This is a genomic window from Gordonia sp. G4 (assembly GCF_057770005.1).
The window spans coordinates 822,386-843,235 of sequence record NZ_CM173442.1; the positions used below are offsets into that span (position 1 = coordinate 822,386).

General features: G+C 67.0%; 18 protein-coding genes. 10 read left to right on the top strand and 8 right to left on the bottom strand.

Annotated features, from left to right (window positions below):
• The first annotated feature begins 192 nt into the window (after nucleotides 1-192).
• Complete coding sequence (locus AC3B5T_RS03455) at nucleotides 193-1,275, top strand: helix-turn-helix transcriptional regulator (protein ID WP_231632622.1); 1,083 nt, start codon at nucleotides 193-195, stop codon at nucleotides 1,273-1,275.
• Nucleotides 1,272-2,351, top strand: a complete 1,080-nt coding sequence (locus tag AC3B5T_RS03460; RefSeq protein WP_055474529.1) for a helix-turn-helix domain-containing protein — start codon at nucleotides 1,272-1,274, stop codon at nucleotides 2,349-2,351. The genes AC3B5T_RS03455 and AC3B5T_RS03460 overlap by 4 nt, the downstream gene beginning before the upstream one ends.
• 31 nt (nucleotides 2,352-2,382) lie before the next feature.
• On the opposite strand, the gene AC3B5T_RS03465 is transcribed toward AC3B5T_RS03460, so the two are convergent.
• Nucleotides 2,383-3,618 carry an NAD(P)/FAD-dependent oxidoreductase gene (locus AC3B5T_RS03465; protein ID WP_055474561.1) on the bottom strand — a complete coding sequence of 412 codons (1,236 nt, stop codon included), beginning with the start codon at nucleotides 3,616-3,618 and terminating at the stop codon, nucleotides 2,383-2,385.
• Nucleotides 3,619-3,997: 379 nt separating this feature from the next.
• Here AC3B5T_RS03465 and AC3B5T_RS03470 point away from each other — a divergent pair, with 379 nt between their 5' ends.
• Nucleotides 3,998-5,026, top strand: a complete 1,029-nt coding sequence (locus tag AC3B5T_RS03470; protein WP_488358741.1) for an ABC transporter ATP-binding protein — start codon at nucleotides 3,998-4,000, stop codon at nucleotides 5,024-5,026.
• Between the two features lie 134 nt (nucleotides 5,027-5,160).
• On the opposite strand, the gene AC3B5T_RS03475 is transcribed toward AC3B5T_RS03470, so the two are convergent.
• From AC3B5T_RS03475 to AC3B5T_RS03485, 3 genes are read right to left on the bottom strand one after another with little or no spacing between them, the layout of a single operon-like run.
• Nucleotides 5,161-7,536, bottom strand: a complete 2,376-nt coding sequence (locus tag AC3B5T_RS03475) for a PEP/pyruvate-binding domain-containing protein (RefSeq protein ID WP_055477101.1) — start codon at nucleotides 7,534-7,536, stop codon at nucleotides 5,161-5,163.
• Nucleotides 7,533-8,645 carry a TIGR03617 family F420-dependent LLM class oxidoreductase gene (locus tag AC3B5T_RS03480; protein ID WP_055477102.1) on the bottom strand — a complete coding sequence of 371 codons (1,113 nt, stop codon included), beginning with the start codon at nucleotides 8,643-8,645 and terminating at the stop codon, nucleotides 7,533-7,535. The genes AC3B5T_RS03475 and AC3B5T_RS03480 overlap by 4 nt, the downstream gene beginning before the upstream one ends.
• 8 nt (nucleotides 8,646-8,653) lie before the next feature.
• A complete protein-coding gene (locus AC3B5T_RS03485) occupies nucleotides 8,654-9,769 on the bottom strand; it encodes an Rv3169 family protein (RefSeq protein ID WP_055477103.1) in 1,116 nt (371 codons plus the stop codon).
• A 51-nt stretch (nucleotides 9,770-9,820) separates the two neighbouring features.
• On the opposite strand from AC3B5T_RS03485, the gene AC3B5T_RS03490 reads away from it, so the two are divergent.
• Entirely contained in the window at nucleotides 9,821-10,420 is a 600-nt protein-coding gene (locus tag AC3B5T_RS03490; protein WP_055477122.1) for a TetR-like C-terminal domain-containing protein, read from the top strand.
• On the opposite strand, the gene AC3B5T_RS03495 is transcribed toward AC3B5T_RS03490, so the two are convergent.
• Nucleotides 10,395-11,348 carry a proline dehydrogenase family protein gene (locus tag AC3B5T_RS03495; RefSeq protein WP_055477104.1) on the bottom strand — a complete coding sequence of 318 codons (954 nt, stop codon included), beginning with the start codon at nucleotides 11,346-11,348 and terminating at the stop codon, nucleotides 10,395-10,397. The two genes, AC3B5T_RS03490 and AC3B5T_RS03495, sit on opposite strands and share 26 nt — an antisense overlap.
• Before the next feature lie 133 nt (nucleotides 11,349-11,481).
• Here AC3B5T_RS03495 and AC3B5T_RS03500 point away from each other — a divergent pair, with 133 nt between their 5' ends.
• The 3 genes from AC3B5T_RS03500 to AC3B5T_RS03510 all read left to right on the top strand — a co-directional run bounded on the left by AC3B5T_RS03500 (nucleotide 11,482) and on the right by AC3B5T_RS03510 (nucleotide 14,148).
• Nucleotides 11,482-11,730 carry a hypothetical protein gene (locus AC3B5T_RS03500; protein ID WP_055477105.1) on the top strand — a complete coding sequence of 83 codons (249 nt, stop codon included), beginning with the start codon at nucleotides 11,482-11,484 and terminating at the stop codon, nucleotides 11,728-11,730.
• A 70-nt stretch (nucleotides 11,731-11,800) separates the two neighbouring features.
• A complete protein-coding gene (locus AC3B5T_RS03505) occupies nucleotides 11,801-12,466 on the top strand; it encodes a TetR/AcrR family transcriptional regulator C-terminal domain-containing protein (protein ID WP_055477106.1) in 666 nt (221 codons plus the stop codon).
• A complete protein-coding gene (locus AC3B5T_RS03510) occupies nucleotides 12,466-14,148 on the top strand; it encodes an acyl-CoA dehydrogenase family protein (protein ID WP_055477107.1) in 1,683 nt (560 codons plus the stop codon). Before AC3B5T_RS03505 ends, AC3B5T_RS03510 begins: the two co-directional genes overlap by 1 nt.
• 45 nt (nucleotides 14,149-14,193) lie before the next feature.
• Here AC3B5T_RS03510 and AC3B5T_RS03515 read toward each other — a convergent pair whose 3' ends face one another.
• Nucleotides 14,194-15,105 carry a LysR family transcriptional regulator gene (locus AC3B5T_RS03515; protein WP_035717363.1) on the bottom strand — a complete coding sequence of 304 codons (912 nt, stop codon included), beginning with the start codon at nucleotides 15,103-15,105 and terminating at the stop codon, nucleotides 14,194-14,196.
• Between the two features lie 452 nt (nucleotides 15,106-15,557).
• Between AC3B5T_RS03515 and AC3B5T_RS03520 the strand changes: the two genes are divergently transcribed.
• Complete coding sequence (locus AC3B5T_RS03520) at nucleotides 15,558-16,745, top strand: GGDEF domain-containing protein (protein ID WP_035717362.1); 1,188 nt, start codon at nucleotides 15,558-15,560, stop codon at nucleotides 16,743-16,745.
• Here AC3B5T_RS03520 and AC3B5T_RS03525 read toward each other — a convergent pair.
• Nucleotides 16,693-18,057 (bottom strand): FAD-binding oxidoreductase, encoded by a 1,365-nt coding sequence (locus tag AC3B5T_RS03525; RefSeq protein WP_055477108.1) that lies wholly within the window; start codon nucleotides 18,055-18,057, stop codon nucleotides 16,693-16,695. The two genes, AC3B5T_RS03520 and AC3B5T_RS03525, sit on opposite strands and share 53 nt — an antisense overlap.
• An 86-nt stretch (nucleotides 18,058-18,143) precedes the next feature.
• On the opposite strand from AC3B5T_RS03525, the gene AC3B5T_RS03530 reads away from it, so the two are divergent.
• Together AC3B5T_RS03530 and AC3B5T_RS03535 are read left to right on the top strand one after the other, a co-directional pair.
• Nucleotides 18,144-18,569, top strand: a complete 426-nt coding sequence (locus tag AC3B5T_RS03530; RefSeq protein ID WP_014928212.1) for a nitroreductase/quinone reductase family protein — start codon at nucleotides 18,144-18,146, stop codon at nucleotides 18,567-18,569.
• A gap of 49 nt (nucleotides 18,570-18,618) precedes the next feature.
• The gene (locus AC3B5T_RS03535) at nucleotides 18,619-19,596 is read left to right on the top strand and encodes a serine/threonine-protein kinase (protein ID WP_055477109.1); all 978 of its coding nucleotides are present in this window, start codon (nucleotides 18,619-18,621) and stop codon (nucleotides 19,594-19,596) included.
• Between the two features lie 4 nt (nucleotides 19,597-19,600).
• Here the strand turns inward: AC3B5T_RS03535 and AC3B5T_RS03540 are convergent, their stop codons facing one another.
• Complete coding sequence (locus AC3B5T_RS03540; protein WP_055477110.1) at nucleotides 19,601-20,734, bottom strand: amidohydrolase family protein; 1,134 nt, start codon at nucleotides 20,732-20,734, stop codon at nucleotides 19,601-19,603.
• Nucleotides 20,735-20,850 lie beyond the last annotated feature (116 nt).

Here is a 20,850-nt window from a genome sequence, read left to right on the forward strand (position 1 = left end):
CCCACCCGACTTGTTGGTCTAACCATTTGACCCAGATGTGGGTTGTAGGGCACCATGGATCGTCAGAGTGACTTGCATCTCATTGGAAGGGGCGCTGTGAGCAACTGCCCGGCTTCGAATCAGACAACCCCCGATCCACTCTGCACCGGGGTTCGGAGTGACAGCTGGCTGATCGAGCGCGCTTGGGACCACGTGCACGTCGGGCTGGACTTCCTCGGTCCGCCACCGCCCGAACCGACATCCGATCTGGCGGACATGCTGGCCGCCGTCCGCACCGGCCTGGAACGGTTCGTGACCCGGCCGGAGATTGCTGACGGACGACGCGTCGACGCATGTCGGTTGCTGTTCGACGTCCACAACGATCAGTCCGCGCTCCTGGCGCGCGAATCGCAACGGACTGCACACACCCTCGGCCAGGTTCGTGAGGTCATCGAAGACCTGCTCGACTCGAGTTCCGATAAGATCGTTGCCGACATCCCGGTGCGGATGTGTCGCGACCTGGCCTTCGGCCGGGCGATGATCTCCTCCATCCGATCCGCCGTGTGGGTCCCCCGTCATCTGCACATCGAGACCGATGACAGTCCGGAGAACGACACCTTCCTGGACTACGTCGACGGCGCACACATCCCGTTGTCTCACGCGCCGCTCGAGACCGAGATCGTTAGAACCCGCACGTCGACGATGACCGAACGCGCGACGAACGACAAACGGACCTTCAAGGAACTCGTCGCGGTGTCCCGCTCGGACGGGTACGTCGCCGCACCGATCGTCTCGCGGGGTCGCACGATCGGCATCCTGCACGCCGATCGCCCGCACGGCCGCTCGGAAGTGTGCGCGGGAGATCTCACCGTCGTCAGCGCCCTGGGAGAATGTCTCTCGTCGATCTTCGAACGCGCCCTGCTTCAGGAGCGACTCGAGGTCAGCGCCGCACACGTCGACCGTGTGTTCGGGGGTATCATCTCGCACCTGGGCGACGTAGCGACTTTCCCGCACCGGCGGCCTGCCACCGAGGAGTGGTCTGCGCCGGCCCTCGACGCGCGGCCGGAAAAGACGTCCGGCGCACCCGCGTTCCTGACGCCCCGCGAGCGACAGGTTCTGGCCCACATCAGCACCGGTGCCACAAATGCTCAGATCGCCCGAGCCCTGGTGATCTCCGAGGAGACCGTGAAGTCCCACCTCAAGCAGATCTCCAAGAAGCTGGGCACCACGACGCGGTCGGCGGCGGTCGCTCGCTTCGCGCAACTCACCCACCAATCGTCCATCCACGAGGCATGAATTCCGCCGGCGCCGTTCGAGCCGGACACGCCCTATCCGATCTCGACCGGCAGCTTCGCGTATCGCTGGATCTGCCACCGGGGTCCGAGCCGGTGTCCCTGCAGTCGATACTGTGCGATGCCCGGCACACGATCGCGTGTGCCGTACGGGTGGATTCGGAAGCCGCCGTAGTTGACGCCGCCCTGATCTCGAGATCGCTGTCGCTGCAACTGACGCTGCACAAGTTCCTCGTTGAACGACGCACCGCCGCAATGCGGGCGCTGCCGTCCTCGCTCCGCCGGCTCATCGGTGTGGACGATCGGACGATGACCCGGGCGCTGTGCGTAGAGCTAGTCTCGACAGCGGGGTTCGGGCGTGCGGTGTTTTCCGGGGTGTGCGAAGGCATACTTCGGCCAACATACGGCGCGACGGCCATCGGCGACGGAGTCAAATCTATCGAGTTCGCTGAGGACCTGCGGGGCGAGGTCGCGGAAGGCTCAGTCGAACACGCGTGTATCGCGACGGCCGGCGGGCCCCGGCGAGCCGAGAGCGCCGAAGCCGATCCGAGGATGGCAAAGCTGCTCGCCACCAACGCATACGCGGTAGCGCCGATCACAATGTCGTCGTCCGTGTCTGCCGTCGTCCACGTCGCACCGGCGGCACTACTCGCGATCGATGACGACGATCTCGAATGCCTCGCGGCCTACCAGGGCGCCGCGAGTGCCGCGTTCTCGCGCGACGCCTGGTCCGATATTGCCATCGCTCACCATGCCGCGGTTCGACGAGCCGCCGAGACCATCGTCGAGGACGCGATCCGGGTCACCGCCGACGACTTCGACATCGGTGCCGAAGTCCCGTCGGAGGTACATCCACCGCCGCTGGCTGGCCCGGCCGTCAACCTACAGATCGAGAACTGCCTCACGAGTCGGGAGACCGAGGTCATGCGCCTCATCGCGCAAGGGTTGTCCAACGCCGAGATCGCCGACCGCCTCTTCATCGGGATTGAGACGGTCAAGTCACACGTGAAGAAGGTGTTACGAAAGATCGGCGCCGTCAACAGATCCGAGGCGATTTCGCTCTACCTCGACAAGGGTTGAATGGCAGGCGGTCTCCAACAGCCAGTCTCGCCTAACCCTGAACGACACAGTCCCGCAGATCGCACCCGGTGATAGCCAATCGCTGGGGGTCAAGCACTGCACCGCTGGTGATGAACTTCTTCGCCGCCATGAACAGTGCCGGGGCGTTGGCCGTCTCGGCGGCAATCACGCGGTCGGTGGCATCGAGGTGAAAGATCCCGACCTTCCCATCGGCCCCGCTACCGCGCCAAACTGCGCGAATCCCACGGTGAACATGGCCGGCGATCTTCAGTTTCAAATCGAACTGGTCCGACCAGAACCACGGAACCTCGGGGCGCGGCGCAGGCGAACCGACGATGTGTGCGGCAACGTTCTTCGCCTGCTCTAGAGCACTTGGGATGCTCTCGAACCGCAGGAACCCATCCCCGAGTGGTCGGCAGGTGACATCGCCGATCGCGTAAATTTCGGGCAGGTTCGTACGACCGTGGTCGTCCACCAAAATTCCGTCATGACAGTTGATTCCGGCTTCGCGGGCGATGACGTCGTTCGCGACCGCCCCGGCCCCGACGAGCACCGAGTCGCACTCGATTCGCTCGCCACCGGCCAGGTCGACCGCGACAACCGAGCCGGACTTCTCCACGAACTCGACGACGTCAACCGCGGTACGGATGTCGGTGCCCTGAGCCCGGTGGCGGCCGGTCAGGAACTCGGAAAAGCCGGGGCTGGCAACACGAGCGAGCACGCGCGCTTCTCGCTCGAGGATCGTCACCTCCACCCCGTGGGTGCGTGCGTGTGCGGCAACCTCTAGGCCGATATACCCACCGCCGACGATGACCAGCCGGCCACCACCCTCGATGGCGCGACGCAGGTGACCCGCGTCGCCAAGGGTACGCAGCGACAGCACACTCTCCGAATCGGCGCCGGGAATGGTCAACGACCGCGGCCGCGAACCGGTGGCGAGAACGAGATACGCGTAAGCGATGCGCTCGCCGGCCGAAGTGGTAACCGTTCGGCCCGCAGGGTCGATCGAGGACACGACGGAACCGAGCCGAAGGTCGATTGCATTCTCGCGGTAAAACTCCAGCGGACGCAGGTGTTGCTGCAGTGAGTCGTCCATGAACTTCTTGGACAGTGGCGGCCGGTGGTATGGCGTGTGCTCTTCATCCCCGATCATCACAATCTCGCCCGCGAACCCGTTCTGCCTCAGAAGCGCAACCAAATTGGCCCCCCCATGGCCGGCTCCGACGACTACGAGCGGGCGCTCCGACGCCACCGGTGAATTCTGCATCATGGTCACTCCGCTCGCTGGTACAGGCCGACACGATCTCGATCCGCACAGCGGGCGCCGGGGCGTGGCGACCACCCCACGGACATCGAGATCCCCGTGACGAGTCTCGTCCGGCCGAGGTCCCCGCGCGTCACCACGGCGGGTGATTCTGTCCCCCGAGCCGGAGGCAAATCCAGGCCCGCACCTACTGCTGCAAACTGCAGATATGGCGCGTGAACTGCAATTTCGTCGGAACGCCGGGACGCCAGGGCGCCGAGTCACGGCTCTTCCGGCCCGCCTCGGCAGCTGCTACTTTCGTCCGGACGCACGATTGCGAGACGACGTCGTTGCCGTTCATCGCGCTGCGGATACCGTACTCCCGATCGACGGAGGTTCATCCATGGGTGTCGAAGTGAGTGTTGCAGATCTGACGAAATCGTTCGGTTCGCAGAACATTTGGCGTGATGTGTCGCTGACCCTGCCGGAGGGGGAGGTTTCGGCGCTGCTGGGTCCTTCGGGTACCGGTAAGTCGGTGTTTTTGAAGACGTTGATCGGTTTGCTGCATCCCGAGCAGGGGTCGGTGATCATCGATGGCACCGACATCACGCAGTGTTCGGCCAAGGAACTGTATGAGATCCGCAAGTTGTTCGGTGTGTTGTTCCAGGATGGTGCGCTGTTCGGGTCGATGAGTTTGTTCGACAACATCGCGTTCCCGCTTCGTGAGCACACGAAGAAGAAGGAGAACGAGGTCCGCGACATCGTGATGGAGAAGATCGACCTGGTCGGTCTGACCGGTGCCGAGGACAAGCTTCCCGGTGAGATCTCCGGCGGTATGCGCAAGCGTGCCGGTCTGGCGCGGGCGTTGGTGTTGGATCCGCAGATCATTCTGTGTGATGAGCCGGACTCGGGTCTGGATCCGGTGCGTACGGCCTACATCAGCCAGTTGTTGATCGACATCAATGCGCAGATCGATGCGACGATTCTGATCGTGACGCACAACATCAACATCGCGCGGACGATTCCGGACAACATCGGGATGTTGTTCCGTAAGGAGTTGGTGATGTTCGGTCCGCGTGAGCAGTTGCTGACCTCGGAGCAGCCGGTGGTCAAGCAGTTCCTCTCCGGTGATCGGTTCGGTCCGATCGGTATGTCCGAGGAGAAGGACGAGGCGGTCCAGAAGCAGGAAGAGGCGATGCAGGCCGCGGGTATCTCCGGTGGTGGTACCAAGGAGGACTTCACCGAGATCATCCCGCAGGTGCAGCCCAATCCCGGTATGCCCGAACGCAAGGCGATCGCCCGTCACCGCGAACGCGTGCTTGAGCTGCTACCGAAGCTGCCACCCAACGCGCAGAACGCAATTCGCCTCAGCATGGACCAGGCAGATCGGCTTCGTTCACACCGGGACGCGGCTGGCGTTGTTTTGACGTGACGCTATGAAACCGTCGGGCGGGATCACCGGGGCCGGCCGGGGTCTCGGTGGCAACCGAAAGGACTCACACACCAACCTGGCGCGATGCCGCTGAACCGTCCGGCGGGTCGCGATCCCCCGCGTGTCCCTGGCAGTCAACGACTCTCGATCCGCTCGACGATTCCGCGATCGCCGTCGACCCGCACCCGGTCGCCGGTCCGCAGCACCTGGGTGGCCACCAGGGTGTTGACGACGCACGGCAGCCCGTACTCGCGGGCAACCACAGCACCGTGCGACACCGAACTACCGATGTCGGTGACGAGCGCGCCGATGACGGTGAAATACGGTGTCCAACCGACATCGGTGACGGGCGCGACGAGGATCTCGCCACGCTGGACCTCGCGCGCCTCCACGATCGACTTCGCCACGCGCACCAAACCTTCGACGCTGCCCCGCCCAGCGGGTCGGCCGACGATCCGGTCGCCGGAGCCACCGCGCGGCGGAGCGGCCACGCGCGGGGACGGTCGTCCCACGGACACGTCGTCGAACTCGAGGGAGTCCTGGAACGACAACGCTTCTCGACGACCTCGGGCCCGCTGCACGAGGTCGGCGATGTCGCCGGTCCCGACGACAAGCTTCAGCTCGGCGCGGTCGAAGAAGAAGACGAGGTCGGCGTCGGGCAACCGGCCGGTCTCGGTCAGGACGCGGCCGAGATGACGGTAGCCCCGCTTGAGCGCATGGGCCATCAGCGCCATCCGCGACTTCGTCTCCTCGCGCCCGCGTGCACCGCCCTGTGCCAGGCGGGCGAGAAGCCTGATCGCGGCGGGCGGCGTTTCGTCGACGGCGGTCGGGGCCGACTTCCGAGTGACGGGGTCGAGCGCAGACCGCACCATCACCTGCATCATCGCGCCCAGGCCGCCGGGGTCGTCGGCCCAGGACGGGTCGCGCATGCACAGTTCGCGGTATCCGCGGTGACCGTGCCGTTCGAGAAAACGCCGCAGCGCGTGACCGGCGTCACCGGAGGCGGACCGCAGGGCGATCACCGCGTCATCCGGTACTGCAGCGAGGAATTCCCCGGCAACCGCGGGGTCGGCCGCGATGGCGTGGACGACCGCGTCGAGTTCCGCGAGCATCATGGCGCTCTCGACCTCCGACGCACCGGCCATGAGTCGCGCGGCCTGCGCCTTGCCGTCATCCTCGGTGCGCCCGTCCTTCACCGCCTGTCGGACCAGGGCACTCTCGAGGACGTTGGCCGCCACCGCGGCGCGCGACGACGAGCGCACATGGGTCAACGTCGCATCGCAGTACTGCTCGACACCGGCCTCCAGCTGCTGGAACACAACCCGCGGATCGCGGCTCGTCGGCACCGGAAACGCCGCGATCTCAGCGGGCAGCCGCCGGATCGCCGGGCCCACCGACAGGGCATGTGACGTGAGCCGGATCGTGTTCCCGAGCTTCCGCCGAAACGGCTGCGGCGGTTTGGGTGTCAGCTCGTCGATCACACGGCCGCAGATCGACATGGAGAACTGTTCGAGCGAGTTGCCGATGATGCCGGAGCTCAGTGCCGTGCCCTCGGTCAGGTTCAGGAACATGTGCCCGTAGAAGTAGCCGACCTGGAGCCAGGGCTTCTCGTAGCTCTCCTGTGCCCTCGCGACCACCTGCACCATCTGCATCGCATAGTCGATCGCGAAGCCGGAGACCGACGCGGTCAGGGGACAGAAGGCGCCCGGCATCATCTCGCCGATGTTGCATCGTGTGTAGACGTGGTCGGCACCGGCCACCGGCGAGTCCATCTCGTCGAGGTCCCCGGGCAGCGTCGTGATCGGCCGTGCCTGCAGCCACCAGAGTTCCCCGGATTCGTCGATGGCCCACTCGAGGTCCATCGGCCGGCCCCACTCCTGCTCCGCCCGGCGGGCACCGGCACGGATGTCGCCGATCTCCGCGGCCGACAAGACCGGCGCCGCAACAGTTTCCTGCACCATGACGGCACCGCCGACATCGAGCACGAAGTGATCGGGAGCCGCTGTCCCGTCGACGAGCGACTCGCCGAGTCCGGCGACGGCGTCGATGACCATCAGATCCCGGCGCCCGGACGTCGGGTCCGCGGTGAACACCACCCCGGCGGCGCGGGCATCGACCATCTGCTGGACCACCACGTTCATGGTGGCCGCGGAATTCCCGCTGTACGACGATGCGCGTCGTGAGTGCACCGAGTCGGCGCAGGCGCGGACCGCGGCGACGAGCGCGTCGACGGAGTCGACTCCCAGTACGGTGTCGTACTGACCGGCGAAGGACTGGTCCGCCCCGTCCTCCCCGACCGCCGAGGACCGAACCGCGACCGGTGTCGATCCGGCGGCGACCATCTCGTCGAATCGTGTTGTGTCGACGTCGCGCGTCCCGGAGGACACACAGGTGATGACATAGCCTGCGGGCACCGGCAGTCCCAGTCGTCGCAAGCGCGCGAGACCGGCCGCCTTGCCGCCGTACCGGTCGTCGGTGATGTCCTCGAACTCGACCGTCGCCGAACTCATCTCGCGCCACCGGTCAGGGAGTCGACGATCTCGGCGAGCGGTTCGACGCCGATGGGGCCCGGCTGGTAGAGGCAGATCCGGTCCGACACACCGTCGACCCGGTCGCGGATGTGTGCGGCGATCTCGGCCGGCGTGCCACAGGCCGCGATGGTGTGGAGCATCTCGTCGTCGATGAGTCCGGCCATCTCCTGCCAGCGCCCCTGCTTGGACATCGCGTTGAGTTCGGGCTGCAGGTCTCCCCATCCGTGCGCATCGAGCACCGGACGGTACGCCGGGGTGGAACCGTAGAACGCCAACAGCATCCGTGTCGACGCGTGGTCGTCGCTCCCGGCGCCCGACACATTGGGCCCGCTCGCTGCGCTCCCGGCGCCCGGCACATTGGGCCCGCTCGCTGCGCTCCCGGCGCCCGACACATTGGGCCCGCTCGCTGCGCTCCCGGCGCCCGGCGCCACGGACACGATGATCTCGGGCACCACCTCGAAGTCGTCCTCGCTGCGACCGGCCGCCGCGAGACCGTCGCGTACGGCGGGCAGCGTCGTGCCGTGCAGGAACCGCTTCGACCCGAACGGCATCACCAGCAGGCCGTCGGCGACCTCGGCGGTGGCCCGGGTGAGCCGAGGACCCAACGCGCCCAGATAGATCGGCGGGGGTCCGTACGGATTCGGCCCCGGGACGAACGTGGGGGTCATCAGGGTGTGCCGGTGGTACTCACCCCGGAAGTCCAGGCGCTCGCCGTCATTCCAGGTCGCGAAGATGGCCCGCAGGGCGCCGACCATCTCCTTCATCCGCTCGACCGGACGGTCGAACTCGGCGCCGTAGCGCTTCTCGATCTGGGCGCGCACCTGCGTGCCGAGCCCCAGGATGAAGCGTCCCTCGCTGAGCAGCTGCAGGTCGTTCGCCTGGTGCGCGAGCTGGATCGGGTTGCGCGGGAACGCGATCGCGACGTTGGACATGATGTCCAGGCCCTCCACCGCCGACGCCAGCACGAGCGGGGTGAACACGTCGTGCGGACCTTCGAAGGTGAACACACCGGACGCGCCGGCCTCCTGCAGCGCCCTCGCGCGATCGACCGCACCGGTCGGGTTGAACAACGCCGTCATGACCTTCATCGGGCGCCCTATCCGACCACGTCGGTCCAGTCGGAGAATCCCGACGGGTGGTGCGGGCCGATGACGCCGTGCTCGAACAATCCGGCCCCCTGTCGGACGGTGCCGTCGGGCTCGGTGCACACAGCCGATCCGACGTGATCGATGAGGCTGAAGGGTGCACGGGCCATGACCTCGTCGTCGGTGAGGTCGAAGGTGACGCGTTCGGCGAACGCGCCCTCCTTCCATGTGCCGTGCGCCCACGACGAGTCACCACCGTAACCGGACCCGAAGGCGATGGGAGCGAACAACTTCGACTCGACGTCGAGTTCTGTCCGGTCCCCGGCGCGGTTGAGGAAGTCGATGTGTGCACCGTGCGGAATCCTGGTCCCGGGCGTGTAATGGATGGTCACGCGCACACCGTCGAGATGTTCGACGCGACCGTCCCGCCAGCGCCGCGTGCAGTCGTACAGGCTGCGATGCCCGTCCGGATCCTCCTGCAGGATCAGGAACAACTGGAAGTCGTCGAAGGCCAGCGGCAGGTACAGCCACCACATTCCGCGGAATGCGGCGTCCGGCCTCCCGGCCGGTTCGGGCTCACCGACGGGACGGATGCCCCAGGACCGGTCCCGGCTCGCCACACTGCTGTCGTGATCGACGCTCAGGCGCTCGCCGTCGATGTCGATCCACCCCTGCCACGATCCGACCTGCGCGAACCGGCACGCCTCCAAGGTGACCCGGCGTTCGGTCAGCATCTCGTGCGGTTTCTCCAGCGCCGCGGGGAAGAGTCCGCGCCAGGTCAGGTCGGCGGAGATGCCCTCGGTCTCCGACAGCGTGAGGTGGACTTCCTGCAGTGGCTCGACCACGTCGAGGCGATAGCCGTTGACGTGCTGGTGGAGCCGGTCGTCGTCGATGGCGTCGCTCAGGTGCACCGCTGTCTGAGTGTCGCCGCGGCGGACGACGAAGTAGGCGTCCTTGACCCCTAGCCGGGGGTAATACCCGATGCCGGTCAGCACCATGAAGCGGCCCTCGCGGTCCAGCACGTTGAAGTACGAACGGTCGTAGACATTGCGGTCGGAGCTCGCCGGCCAGGTGATCGGGGCCGGTGTCTGATGGATCGGGTACTCGTCGAGCGGACTCAGCTTCACGAACTCTCCCTCAAATACGATGCACACTGTATTGAAATTAGGATGTATCTCATGACAGCAGATGGGCACAGGGAAGACAAGAGGCGCAAACCCTCGACGCCCGGGCGGCCCCGCGACGGGAGGATCGACGCCGCGATCATCGCGACCACCCGCGAGCTGATCCTCGAGACCGGTTATCCGGCGCTGTCCCTGTCGGCCATCGCCGCACGCGCGGGTACGACGACGGCCGCCATCTACCGGCGATGGTCGGGCAAGGCCGAGCTCGTGCACGAGGCGGTGCTGTCGGCCGAGACACTCGATCCGCCAACAGGTTCGGGAGATGTCCGCCAAGACATCCGGGCACTCGTCGAGATCGTGCGCGCGATGTTCAACCGGCCCGAGGTGCGCGTGGCACTCCCCGGCCTGATCGCCGACACCGTCGCCTCACCCGAGGTGCACAGTCAGATGATCGCCCGGCTCGCCGGCGACCTCACCGCCTTCGAGTCCCGCTTCGGCCAGGAACGCCGGGACGATGACCGGTTGCCGATGCTCGCAGAGGTTGTTGCTGGCACCGCGATCTTCCGCATCCTCATCCGTAGCGACGCCGCACTCGACGACGCCTGGGTCGACCAGATGGTCGAGCTCATCACCGAGCGCTGGCCGGCGGGCTGATCGGCCCGCGTCCGAGGTCGACGAGAGCCTGAAAGACCCGCGTCGGGTCTTCGGCGATGCGGTTCAGCACGTACAACCACCATTCCGAGCCGAAGATGCAGTATTCGCGCGTAGCGATCCCGTCCGTCGCCAACCGGTCCAGCAGGTCGGTCCCCAGACCCATCAGCATCTCGACCTCGACGGACTCGGCGGCGTCCACAGACCCCAGGACATGAGTCAACAGCGCGTCGTCGTGCGTCGCGAGGGTGAGCGAGCCACCGCCGTCGACGATGCGGCGCGCCAGTCGTTCGAAACGCTTGGGCAACTCCGGGTCCTCCCGGGGCAGGGCCTCCGATTCGGCCTCCAGGTACGCACCCTTGACGAGCCTGACCCGGCCGCCGGCGGCGAGTAGTCGATCCACGTCCTCGTCCGAACGATGGAGCCTGGCCTGCAGGGTGATGCCCACGTTGTCGTACCGATGCGACAGCCAGTCGTAGACCTCGAGAACCCGATCGGTCCGGTCCGATCCCTCGGCGGAGATCATGAAGACGGAATCGACCGCGGCGCACGCCTCTGCCAAACGGGCAGCGTTGTCCCGCACCAGATCTCCGGAGACGAGAAGTCCGATGTGCGACAGGTCGCCGGAGACCGTCGACGGCAGACCGGTCCGACCGATGCGTTCGGCGACGGAGACGAAGACCTCCGTGGCCGCGGTCGCTTCGGCGGCGTCGCGCACGCTCTCACCCGTGTACTCGATGCTCACCAGGTGTCCGCGTTCCACCGCGCGCTCCCCGGCGCGGATCGCCGAGTCGACATCTTCTCCCGCGGTGTACCGTTCGGCGATCCGCCGCGCACCTTCGGCGAGCGCGGGATCGGCCATGACTCGGGACTTCAGCTCTTCGTCGAGCGCCCACCGACGGAGTGTGTCTGCCGCACTTGTTGTTTCCATGTCATCCCGCCTCTGCTCACGCGCCTGCCGACCAGCACACATTACGCGGAGCACGTCGAAAGTCGATGTACTGTACCGCCATGGAACGACACGCCTGACGCGATCGAGTGCGTGGCGGCCGTCGGAGTCGACGATGCGCGTCTCGAGCCTGCAGACCGGACACCACGCCGGTGAGGTCGGCAGCACGGTCGGTCAGCACGCGCACCGAGACGGGCTCACCGTGGTGACCCACCGCCCGTCGGAGATCCTCTTCGCACAGCGGCACGGCCGCTTCGCGGTGACGATGAGAGCCATTCGCGACCCGGCGTCGAGTCGTACGTGCAGGTCAGCACACTCGACGGCGGCTGAGGCCATCCCCGCCGCCGCGGCCGCCAGCAGGTAAACCCTTGCCTGGACCCAGGTCGACACTTTATTGTTTGTCATACAAACACTGCCAGACGACGAGGATGCGAATGCCCACCACCGGACGCGCCACGCGAGAAGCCGGCAAGGCCACGCGCAAGTCGTTGCTCCGTGCTGCCGCCGAGGTGTTCGCCGAGCACGGCGAGTCGGCATCCGTGGCGCAGATCTGTCAACGCGCCGACGCCTACCCGAATCAGGTCACGTACTACTTCGGTTCCAAAGAGCAGCTGTTCGTCGAAGTCGCGAGCGCAGGCGTACTCCGGGCCGGCCGACGCGCAGAGGAAGCGGCAGCCGGCGCCGCCACGGTCCGCGACTACACCAACACGCTCGTGGGAACGTTGCTCGGTCCGTGCGCACGGGACGTGGAACTCTTCGCCACCGCGATGCTCCTCGTCGCACGGCGCACCGACCTGCGTCCGCTCATCACCGACACCCTCACCCTGCTCCATGAGCGCGGTGAAGAGGCCCTGCTGTCCACGCTCGTCCGCACCGGCTGGCAACTGCGCGCCGGGATCGACGTCGAGGCCCGGGCCTTCTGGTCGGCGATCTTCGGCCTTGCGGTCCAGAAGTCCGCCACCGGTGTCGATTTCGGCTATCGCCTCACCGACGCCGTCGCCGTCGTCTTCACCAATCTGCAGATCCCCGACGAGGTCCTGGACAGTCCGCTCCGCCCGGTCGGCACAGACACGACATCACACGCAGCACAGGAGGCATGATGACCCGGTCCGCGAGTTCCGTTCGGCCGCAACCGCATCTCACCCACGAGGTGTTCAACCAGTCGGCCCCGCGGGTCGACGTCAACGAGTACGAACTCGATACCGTGCTCCGCGAAGCGGTCACGCGCCACGACGCGGCGTGGGGCGACGCCGAGCTCCGCGAGATCGGAGCGCTGGTCGGAAGCGAATCCTTCAAGCACGACGCCCATCTCGCGAACACCGTCACCCCGGTGCTGCGGACCTTCGACCGATGGGGCAACCGCATCGACGAGGTCGAGTACCACCCGGCCTACCACCGCATCATCTCCGCATCGATCGCCCATGGTTCCCACACCCGGTGCTGGGCGGACCCGCAACCGGGTTCGCACGTCGTACGCGCCGCGGCGTTCATGCTCTTCGGCCAGATCGAACCGGGTCACGCCTGCCCGGTGTCGATGACCCACGCGGTGATCCCGTCGCTGGAGCTGCAGCCCGACGTCGCCGCCCAGTGGGTGCCGAAAGCGCTGTCGCGCACCTACTCCCCCGACCTGTCCGCCGACAAGAGCTCGGCGATCTTCGGCATGTCGATGACCGAGAAGCAGGGCGGCTCCGACGTGCGCGCCAACACGACGGTCGCGATTCCGGCGGGCCCCGGCGGCCCGGGCGCGGAATACCTGCTGACCGGGCACAAGTGGTTCTGCTCGGCCCCGATGTCGGACGCCTTCCTCGTCCTCGCACAGGCGCAGGGCGCGGGTGGCGAGGGGCTCTCGTGCTTCCTGCTCCCGCGCATCCTGCCCGACGGCACCCGCAACGTCTTCCGCATCCAGCGCCTGAAGGACAAACTGGGCAACAAATCCAACGCGTCGAGCGAGATCGAACTGGACGGGACAGTCGCGATCATGATCGGCGAGCCCGGCCGCGGCGTGCGCACCATCATCGAGATGGTCGCGCAGACCCGACTCGACTGCGTCCTCGGTTCGGCTGCGGGCATGCGCCAGGCCGTGGCCGAGGCGGTCTGGCACGCGCGGCACCGCAGCGCATTCGGCGCGACACTGGCCGATCAGCCCGCGATGACCGCCGTATTGGCCGATCTCGCACTGGAATCGGAGGCCGCGACCACCACCGCGATCCGACTCGCTCGCGCGCACGACGAGGACGCCGACCCGCAGGAGCGGGCCTTCCGCCGACTCGCCACCGCCGTAGCGAAGTACTGGATCTGCAAACGCGGCCCCCATCATGCCTACGAGTCCCTGGAATGCCTGGGTGGCAATGGCTACACCGAGGACTTCCCGCTCGCCATGCGCTACCGCGAGCAGCCGGTGATGGCGGTGTGGGAGGGTTCTGGCAACGTCATCGCCCTCGATGTCCTGCGGGCCATGACTCGCGAACCCGAGTCCATCGCCGCCTTCGATGCCGAGATCTCGCTCGCGCGCGGCGCGGATCGCACCCTCGACGCCCATCTCGACCACCTGCGCGACCAGCTCCGCGAACTCTCCCGTATGGAACCCGCCGACGCCCAGCGGCGGGCACGGTCCACCGTCGAGGCCATGGCCCTGGCCCTGCAGGCGTCACTTCTCGTCCGGCACAGCCCCGCCGCGGTCGCCGGTGCGTTCATCGCCGCGCGCCTGGGGCCCGACCGCAGCCTCGAATACGGCGCCCTTCCTGCCGGCGCCGACCTGGGTGCGATCCTCAGGCGGCACTGAGTTGCCGCCGACGGCTGAGGCGGCCCCCACAGGCGCGCTACTCACTCACAGCGAGTTCTCGGCCGCCGCGAGGATCTGGCGCCGCAGCGTCGACGAGGTGTTCGGCAACCACATCGCGCGAACCGGCGCGAAGGGCGGGTCGTTGAATTCGACGATCCGGATGCGGTTGACGTAGATCCATCCCGGTTCGTTGGTCACGAAGGCGCATGCCTTGGGATGGGCGATCACCGCGGTGTGCGGTGGGGTTCCCAGCAGGGTCGACAGGATGATGCGCGGCTCGAATCCCGCGCGCCGGCACATGCCGACGAGCATGTCGGTGTACTCGTACTCGTGCTCCGGACCCCACACCACGATGTCGTAGTCGGCGAGGTCCGCCATGTCGACCCGGTCGTGCTCGGCGAGCGGATGGTCGGCCCGCACCGCGAGGCGCAGTTCGTGCTGCGTGGCGATGGTCGTCGCCATGTCCGGCGGCGCGGCCACTCCTCGGCCGAGGGCCATGTCGATCGCCCCCGACAGCAGCTCGTCGCGGATCAGCTCGGCGAAGACCGGCCGGACGGTGATCGGCACCGTCGAGTCGGCCAGGACCACCGGCTCGATGATCCGGAACACCTCTGAGGGCGCAAGGTCGGGCGCATGTCCGATGACGAACGGGGCGGGTGCACCGGCGTCCACCCGCCTGACCTGGGTCGCGAGTTGCTCGCCGCCGGCCAGCAACGGAACCGCCCCGCGGTAGAGCGCCTCCCCGGCGGGGGTCGGCGTCAGGCTCCGACGTGACCGTGAGAAGAGCTCGACACCGAGGTGGCGCTCGAGTTCGCGGATGGCCGACGAGAGCGCTTGTTGACTGATGAACAGGTCATCCGCGGCGACACGAAGACTCGGTGCCTCCATCACCACGACGAACATTCGCAGTCGTCGGAGGTCGATATCGCGTAGTCCGGGCTCCCCGGGACCATTCATCAACCATCTCCTGTCAGTTATCCCGATTGATGTGATTGTAGGTTGACCATCGAGCCCATATGCTGATTCCTGCGAGGCCGCGAGTGCGCCGGCCACATCGCACATGGACTACCTGCTGGGGTCCCTCCCGCGGAGGGGACGGGAGGACCCCAGCAGGAAGCGGCCGATCGGGCCCGATTGGCATGGCCTTCTCAGCGCACATCAGATCGACGGCGATTCTGCCGATTCTTACATCTTTCACTCCGTCGGGTCATATCGCGGAATTCGGGAGATGAAACGATCTTTAATCGTCCTCTAAACTCCGTAACGTGTGTCCGGTGATTTCTGCCTCGCACACAGGCGCGCACACGCGCGTCGTGAGTGAGAAAGAGGACGCGGCCATCGACCACCCGGAACACGAGGGGCCCGACGCGCGCCGAACAGTGCGGTTCCGGGCACTTCGGCACGGGCCGATGACCGGCGAGATCACCGGACACCGCCACCTCTACGACGACGCCGACCACGTCTTCAAACAGGTGCGAATGCGCGAACGGCACGTCCGGATCACCATCTCCGTGCTGGTCGCCGTCTGCGGGATTCTCGGGACCATCGCGCTCTTCACACCGAGCGGCACGCAGGGTTCCGCCCCGCGCTCGATCGCGCTCGGCATCGCCGTGGCCACGACGATCCCGATGGCCTTCGCCGTCAGCCGGGTCCACCTCGGGGTGATCTGGTGGACCAAGCAGTCCTCGCTCAGAGGATTCAACACCGCATTCGTCCTGTGGGCCGACGCCGTGCTGACCGTGGCCCTCCTCGCCATCACCGACATCACCCTCGCCCAGTTCTGCGCGGCGATCTTCGCGGTCGTCGGTTCATATGTGGCTCATTTCGTACGGAGCCCGGTCGCGTACGCGCACATGATCTACTCGAGCATTGCCGTCGGCGCCCTGGGAATCCTCTCGTGGTCGAATGGCACCCCCATTCTCAGTGTGGTGTTCACGACGCTTGCGCTATTGGTCGTCACCAATGGCACGACGGCTCTTCATCGCAGTTACACCTCCGACTTCCAGCGCTCGCTGAAACATCAGCTGATCATGGCGAACACCGATTCGCTGACCGGTTTGTTGAATCGCCGCGGATTCCTCTACGCGACGGCGACGATGCTCCGACGCAGCCCCGCCCGCCCGTTCGCCCTCCTCACCGCCGATGTCGACCGATTCAAGGGCATCAACGACGAGCACGGCCACGCGACCGGCGACGACGTCCTCGAGCGCGTCGCGGCGATCCTGCAGGGGGCGACGGACGGACAGGCCATCGTCGCGCGGTTGGGCGGCGACGAGTTCGCGATCGCGGCGCTCGCGGACGAGACCTCGGTGCGGGCTCTCGCCGAACGCATCCGCACGCAGCTCATCACCACCCGGAAAGGCGCGACGGCCTCCGTCAGCCTGGGCATCGCCGTCGGTGTCACCCCGGCGGGCCACATGTCCTCTGCCGACGCCAACGCGTTCATCCGGCACGAGTTCGAGGTCGCCGACGACGCGCTGTTCGACGCCAAGGCCGCTGGGCGCGGCACCTACGTGGTGGCGGGCCGCCCCACCTTCGGGCCGGCTACAGGAGCACCCCCGGATTCAGCAGACCGTCGGGGTCGAGAGCCTGCTTGATCCGCGCCGTCAGTTCCATGACGTCGGATCCCACCTGGTCGGGCAGCCAGCCCTTCTTCAGGCGTCCCACACCGTGCTCGCCGGTGATGGTGCCGCCCAACCGGATCGCGAGGTCCATGATCTGGCCGAACGCGACCTGCGCGCGTTGCGCCTCGGCCGGGTCGGCGGGGTCGAACACGATCAGCGGATGCGTGTTGCCGTCGCCCGCGTGGGCGATCACCGAGATCATCACCCGATTGTCGGCGGCGATCTCCGCCACGCCGTCGATGAGATCGGGCAGGGACGGCAACGGCACGCCGACGTCCTCGAGCAACAACGATCCCAGCTTCTCCACGGCCGGGATCGCCGCACGTCGGGCGGCGGTGAATGCCTCGCCCTCGATGGGATCGTCGGTCGCGAAGACCTCCCCCGCACCGTTGCTCTCGAAAGCCTTCTGGATGAACTCGACCTCGGCCGCGCCGGCGGCACCCGGGGCGTCGGACTGGGCGACGAGAAGGGCGCCGGCCTCTCGGTCGAGGCCCATCCGCATCAGGTCCTCGACGGCGTTGATGGCGACCGAATCCATGAACTCGAGCATCGCCGGACGGATCTCGGCGGTCACTGCCAAGACGGCCCGGCTGGCCTCGTGCACCGAACCGAACACTCCGACAACGGTGCTCGCCGGACCCTGCGGCGGCAGGAGCCGCAGGGTGACCTCGGTGATGATCCCGAGGAGCCCTTCGCTCCCGACGAACAGTTTGGTCAGCGGCAGGCCTGCGGAGTCCTTGAGCTGCTTGCCCCCGACCCGGACCGCGCGTCCATCGGCCAGCACCACCTGCAGACCCAGGACGTAATCGGTGGTGACGCCGTACTTCACGCAGCACAGCCCGCCGGCGTTGGTGGCGACGTTCCCGCCGATCGAGCAGATCTCGAACGACGAGGGGTCCGGCGGGTACCAGAGCCCATGAGCCGAGGCCGCCGCCTTCACCTCCGAGTTGAACAGGCCGGGTTGGACGACCGCGGTCCGTGTCGCCGGGTCGACCTCGATGTCGCGCATCTTCTCGGTCGAGAGCATGATCGCGCCGTCCACCGCCGTCGATCCTCCGGACAGGCTGGTGCCGGCACCCCGCGTGATGATCGGGACACCATTGGCCGCGCACCAGCGGACGGTGATCTGTACGTGTTCGGTGGTCGTTGGCCGCACCAGTGCGAGCGGAGTGCCCGCCGTCGGGTCGGCGGCGCGGTCCTGCCGGTAGCCGGCCAGGATGTCGGCGTCGGTGACCACCATGCCGTCGGGGAGGGAATCGGCGAGCGAACTCGGGTCGGCACTCATCTGTTCAGAGTATTCGCCGGGCCGACGACCACGGTTTGCACTGGGAAACATGGCCGGACTCACCCCGTACCGGAACAATGGACGTCGTGAACGATTTCAATGCGACCGTCATCAACGAGTTCCGATCCAACAACGGCCATGTCGAGACCGCCGGCTTCGGCAAGAATCTCGTGCTCCTGCACACGCTGGGCGCCAAATCCGCCGAGCCGCGGATCAGTCCTCTGTTCGCGCTTCCCGACGGCGACAGCTGGCTGATCATCGGGTCGTTCGCCGGCTCGCCGAAGACCCCGGACTGGGTGCACAATCTCCGTGCCCACCCCGAGTCGGTCGCCGTGGAGGCACCGTCGGAGAACGGCATCGAGCGTCTGGACACCGCGGTGAGCGAAGTCGAAGGCGACGACTGGGAACCGGCGTGGCAGAAGTTCATCGAGGCCTCCGAGCAGTTCCTGAAGTACACCGAGACCGCTCAGGGCCGCCGATTCCCGATCTTCCGCCTGACACCGGCTCGCTGACCCCGCCGGTTCCCGCCGCGGGTCCGTCGACGCATCTACTGTGAGAAGCGTGTTCGAGGTTGGCGAGAGCGTGGCCGGCTTCACCATCGACGAATTCCTCGGTGGCGGGGCGAGCGCGGATGTGTTCCGGGTCCATCGCACCGGCAGCGACGGGGACCCGTCGGACCTTCGGCACGACCGACGCGACGGGTCCGTCGCGCTGAAGGTCCTGCACCCGAACGCTTCCGACCACGCGCGGGTCCGCGAGCGCTTCGAGCGAGAATTCGGCATCGCGTCGCTGCTGGACCATCCCCACATCGTGCGCATGCTCTCGCACGGTGAGATCGAGCCACCGCGCGGATCGCTCGGCCCGCGGCACCTGCCGTCGATGTGGCTGACCATGCAGTACATCGGCGGACCGGCCGCGACCGCACTCATCCCGGAACGTGGCGACGAGCCGGACATGGACACCGTCCTGCGTGTGGCGGCGCAGATCGCCGATGCACTCGACCATGCGCACGCCCAGGACATCCTGCACCGCGACGTCAAACCCGCGAACATCCTCCTGTCCCGCACCCCCGGCCCACGATCGGACGGCGCCGGTCCGGTCGACGCCTACCTGTCGGACTTCGGGATCGCCCAATTCCTCGACGACACGCGGCCACTCGCGCGCAACGGCCGCGTACAGGGTTCCATCGGCTACGCCTCGCCCGAACTCCTGCAGGCGCAGAAACTCACGCCGGCAACCGATTTCTACGCGTTTGCCTGCACGCTCGTCGAACTCATCACCGGTACACCGCCGTATCCACGCAACACCGCCTTCGCGATCACCTATGCGCACCTCAACGACGACCCGCCGAAACTCACCCGACGCCGGCCATGGCTGCCGTCGGCGATGAACTCGATCTTCGCCAAGGCCCTGGCGAAGTCTCCCGAGGACCGGTACTCCTCGTGCACGGAACTCGTGGAGATCCTGAACCGGCTCATGCGCGACGTGCCCGTGCCGGAACCGGAGAAGCGCTCGGCGTGGTGGCCACGGACCCGATGAGCGGTCAGCTCCTCGGACCGTCGATCGCGTACACGCGAACCGCTGTGTCGCGGAACACCTTTCGCAACGCCTCGGACCCCCACTGGGACACGCAGTCGAGGAGTGCGCCCACGAGGACGTCGATCGCGGCGTTGGGCCGGTCGATCGGGTAGTTGGTCCCGAACATGATGCGATCGGACCCGAAATGGGTGATGACGTGCTCGACGAACGGACCGATCATCTCGGCGAGAGTGGCCTGACCACCGATGTTGCCCCACCGCTCGTGGCCATAGCCGAGGATGGGCATCGCCAGACCGGACAGCTTGACCACCACGTTGCGGTAGTTCGCGAGGGTCGTCATCCGTTCGCGCCACAGCCGCCAGATGTCCGCGCGCGCAGCGGCTGTCGCGCCGGTCCGCATACCCACCGGGCCGAAGACCCCGGCCGGTATGCCGAAGTGGTCCAGGATGATCGTCGTCTCCGGATACTCCCGCGCCAGCAGGATGACGTCGTAGAGCTGGTGTGAGTACACCGAGGCCTCGAAGACGAGACCGCGGCTCGCGAGCTCGGCGAATCCCTCCAGGAACGACGTCGAGGACAGCAGGTTGTCGGTGTCCCCGCCGTCGCGGACACGTGGATCGGGATGCCGAGACGCGACGATGCGGATGCCGCGGAATCGCGACGACGCCGCGAACTGCTCGTCGAGCATGTCCGCGAAAGTCCGGGTCCGCGGGTCGCCGTGCGAGATGATCGCGCCGAGACGCGGGGTGCCGGCCTGGCCGAAAGGCAGGCTCTCCAGGTACCGCGTCTCCTCCACCGCGGTGCTGTCCACCGGGGGCCCCGTGGCGTCGGGGATCTCGCGACGCCAATGCGACTCGACGTGGACGACCGTGTCGATGGGCACTCCCACCACGGTCGGGACCAGCGCCGCGTCGGTGGCGTACTGTCGCGGCTCGTAGGCCCGGGCGACGGTGCGCGGGGTCAGGATGTACTCGCGGTCGGCGCGGGAGACGATGAGGGGGAAAACCCGGTCGCCCAATGTGGGGACGAACCCGTACAGCCTCGACGCGCGCGTGGCCGCCCATGGGGTGCGCCGCGGGTTCCAGTGCTGCACATGGGCATCAACGATGCCCGTGAGGACCCCTTCGAGGGACGTCATACCGGTACCTTGCCACACCTCACAACCGCTCGACATACGATGCCGGATCCTGAATTCGGACGCACCGAAGGACTAGTGTGGGTCTCTTGAACCGGGTGGGGAAACGAGCCGCGACG

Bases quoted from the DNA above. Each gene is read 5' to 3' on its own strand.
- AC3B5T_RS03460 (WP_055474529.1), top strand. From the start codon at position 1,272: ATGAATTCCGCCGGCGCCGTTCGAGCCGGACACGCCCTATCCGATCTC.
- AC3B5T_RS03465 (WP_055474561.1), bottom strand. From the start codon at position 3,618: ATGCAGAATTCACCGGTGGCGTCGGAGCGCCCGCTCGTAGTCGTCGGA.
- AC3B5T_RS03470 (WP_488358741.1), top strand. From the start codon at position 3,998: ATGGGTGTCGAAGTGAGTGTTGCAGATCTGACGAAATCGTTCGGTTCG.
- AC3B5T_RS03475 (WP_055477101.1), bottom strand. From the start codon at position 7,536: ATGAGTTCGGCGACGGTCGAGTTCGAGGACATCACCGACGACCGGTAC.
- AC3B5T_RS03480 (WP_055477102.1), bottom strand. From the start codon at position 8,645: ATGAAGGTCATGACGGCGTTGTTCAACCCGACCGGTGCGGTCGATCGC.
- AC3B5T_RS03490 (WP_055477122.1), top strand. From the start codon at position 9,821: ATGACAGCAGATGGGCACAGGGAAGACAAGAGGCGCAAACCCTCGACG.
- AC3B5T_RS03495 (WP_055477104.1), bottom strand. From the start codon at position 11,348: ATGGAAACAACAAGTGCGGCAGACACACTCCGTCGGTGGGCGCTCGAC.
- AC3B5T_RS03500 (WP_055477105.1), top strand. From the start codon at position 11,482: ATGCGCGTCTCGAGCCTGCAGACCGGACACCACGCCGGTGAGGTCGGC.
- AC3B5T_RS03505 (WP_055477106.1), top strand. From the start codon at position 11,801: ATGCCCACCACCGGACGCGCCACGCGAGAAGCCGGCAAGGCCACGCGC.
- AC3B5T_RS03510 (WP_055477107.1), top strand. From the start codon at position 12,466: ATGACCCGGTCCGCGAGTTCCGTTCGGCCGCAACCGCATCTCACCCAC.
- AC3B5T_RS03515 (WP_035717363.1), bottom strand. From the start codon at position 15,105: ATGAATGGTCCCGGGGAGCCCGGACTACGCGATATCGACCTCCGACGA.
- AC3B5T_RS03520 (WP_035717362.1), top strand. From the start codon at position 15,558: ATGACCGGCGAGATCACCGGACACCGCCACCTCTACGACGACGCCGAC.
- AC3B5T_RS03525 (WP_055477108.1), bottom strand. From the start codon at position 18,057: ATGAGTGCCGACCCGAGTTCGCTCGCCGATTCCCTCCCCGACGGCATG.
- AC3B5T_RS03540 (WP_055477110.1), bottom strand. From the start codon at position 20,734: ATGACGTCCCTCGAAGGGGTCCTCACGGGCATCGTTGATGCCCATGTG.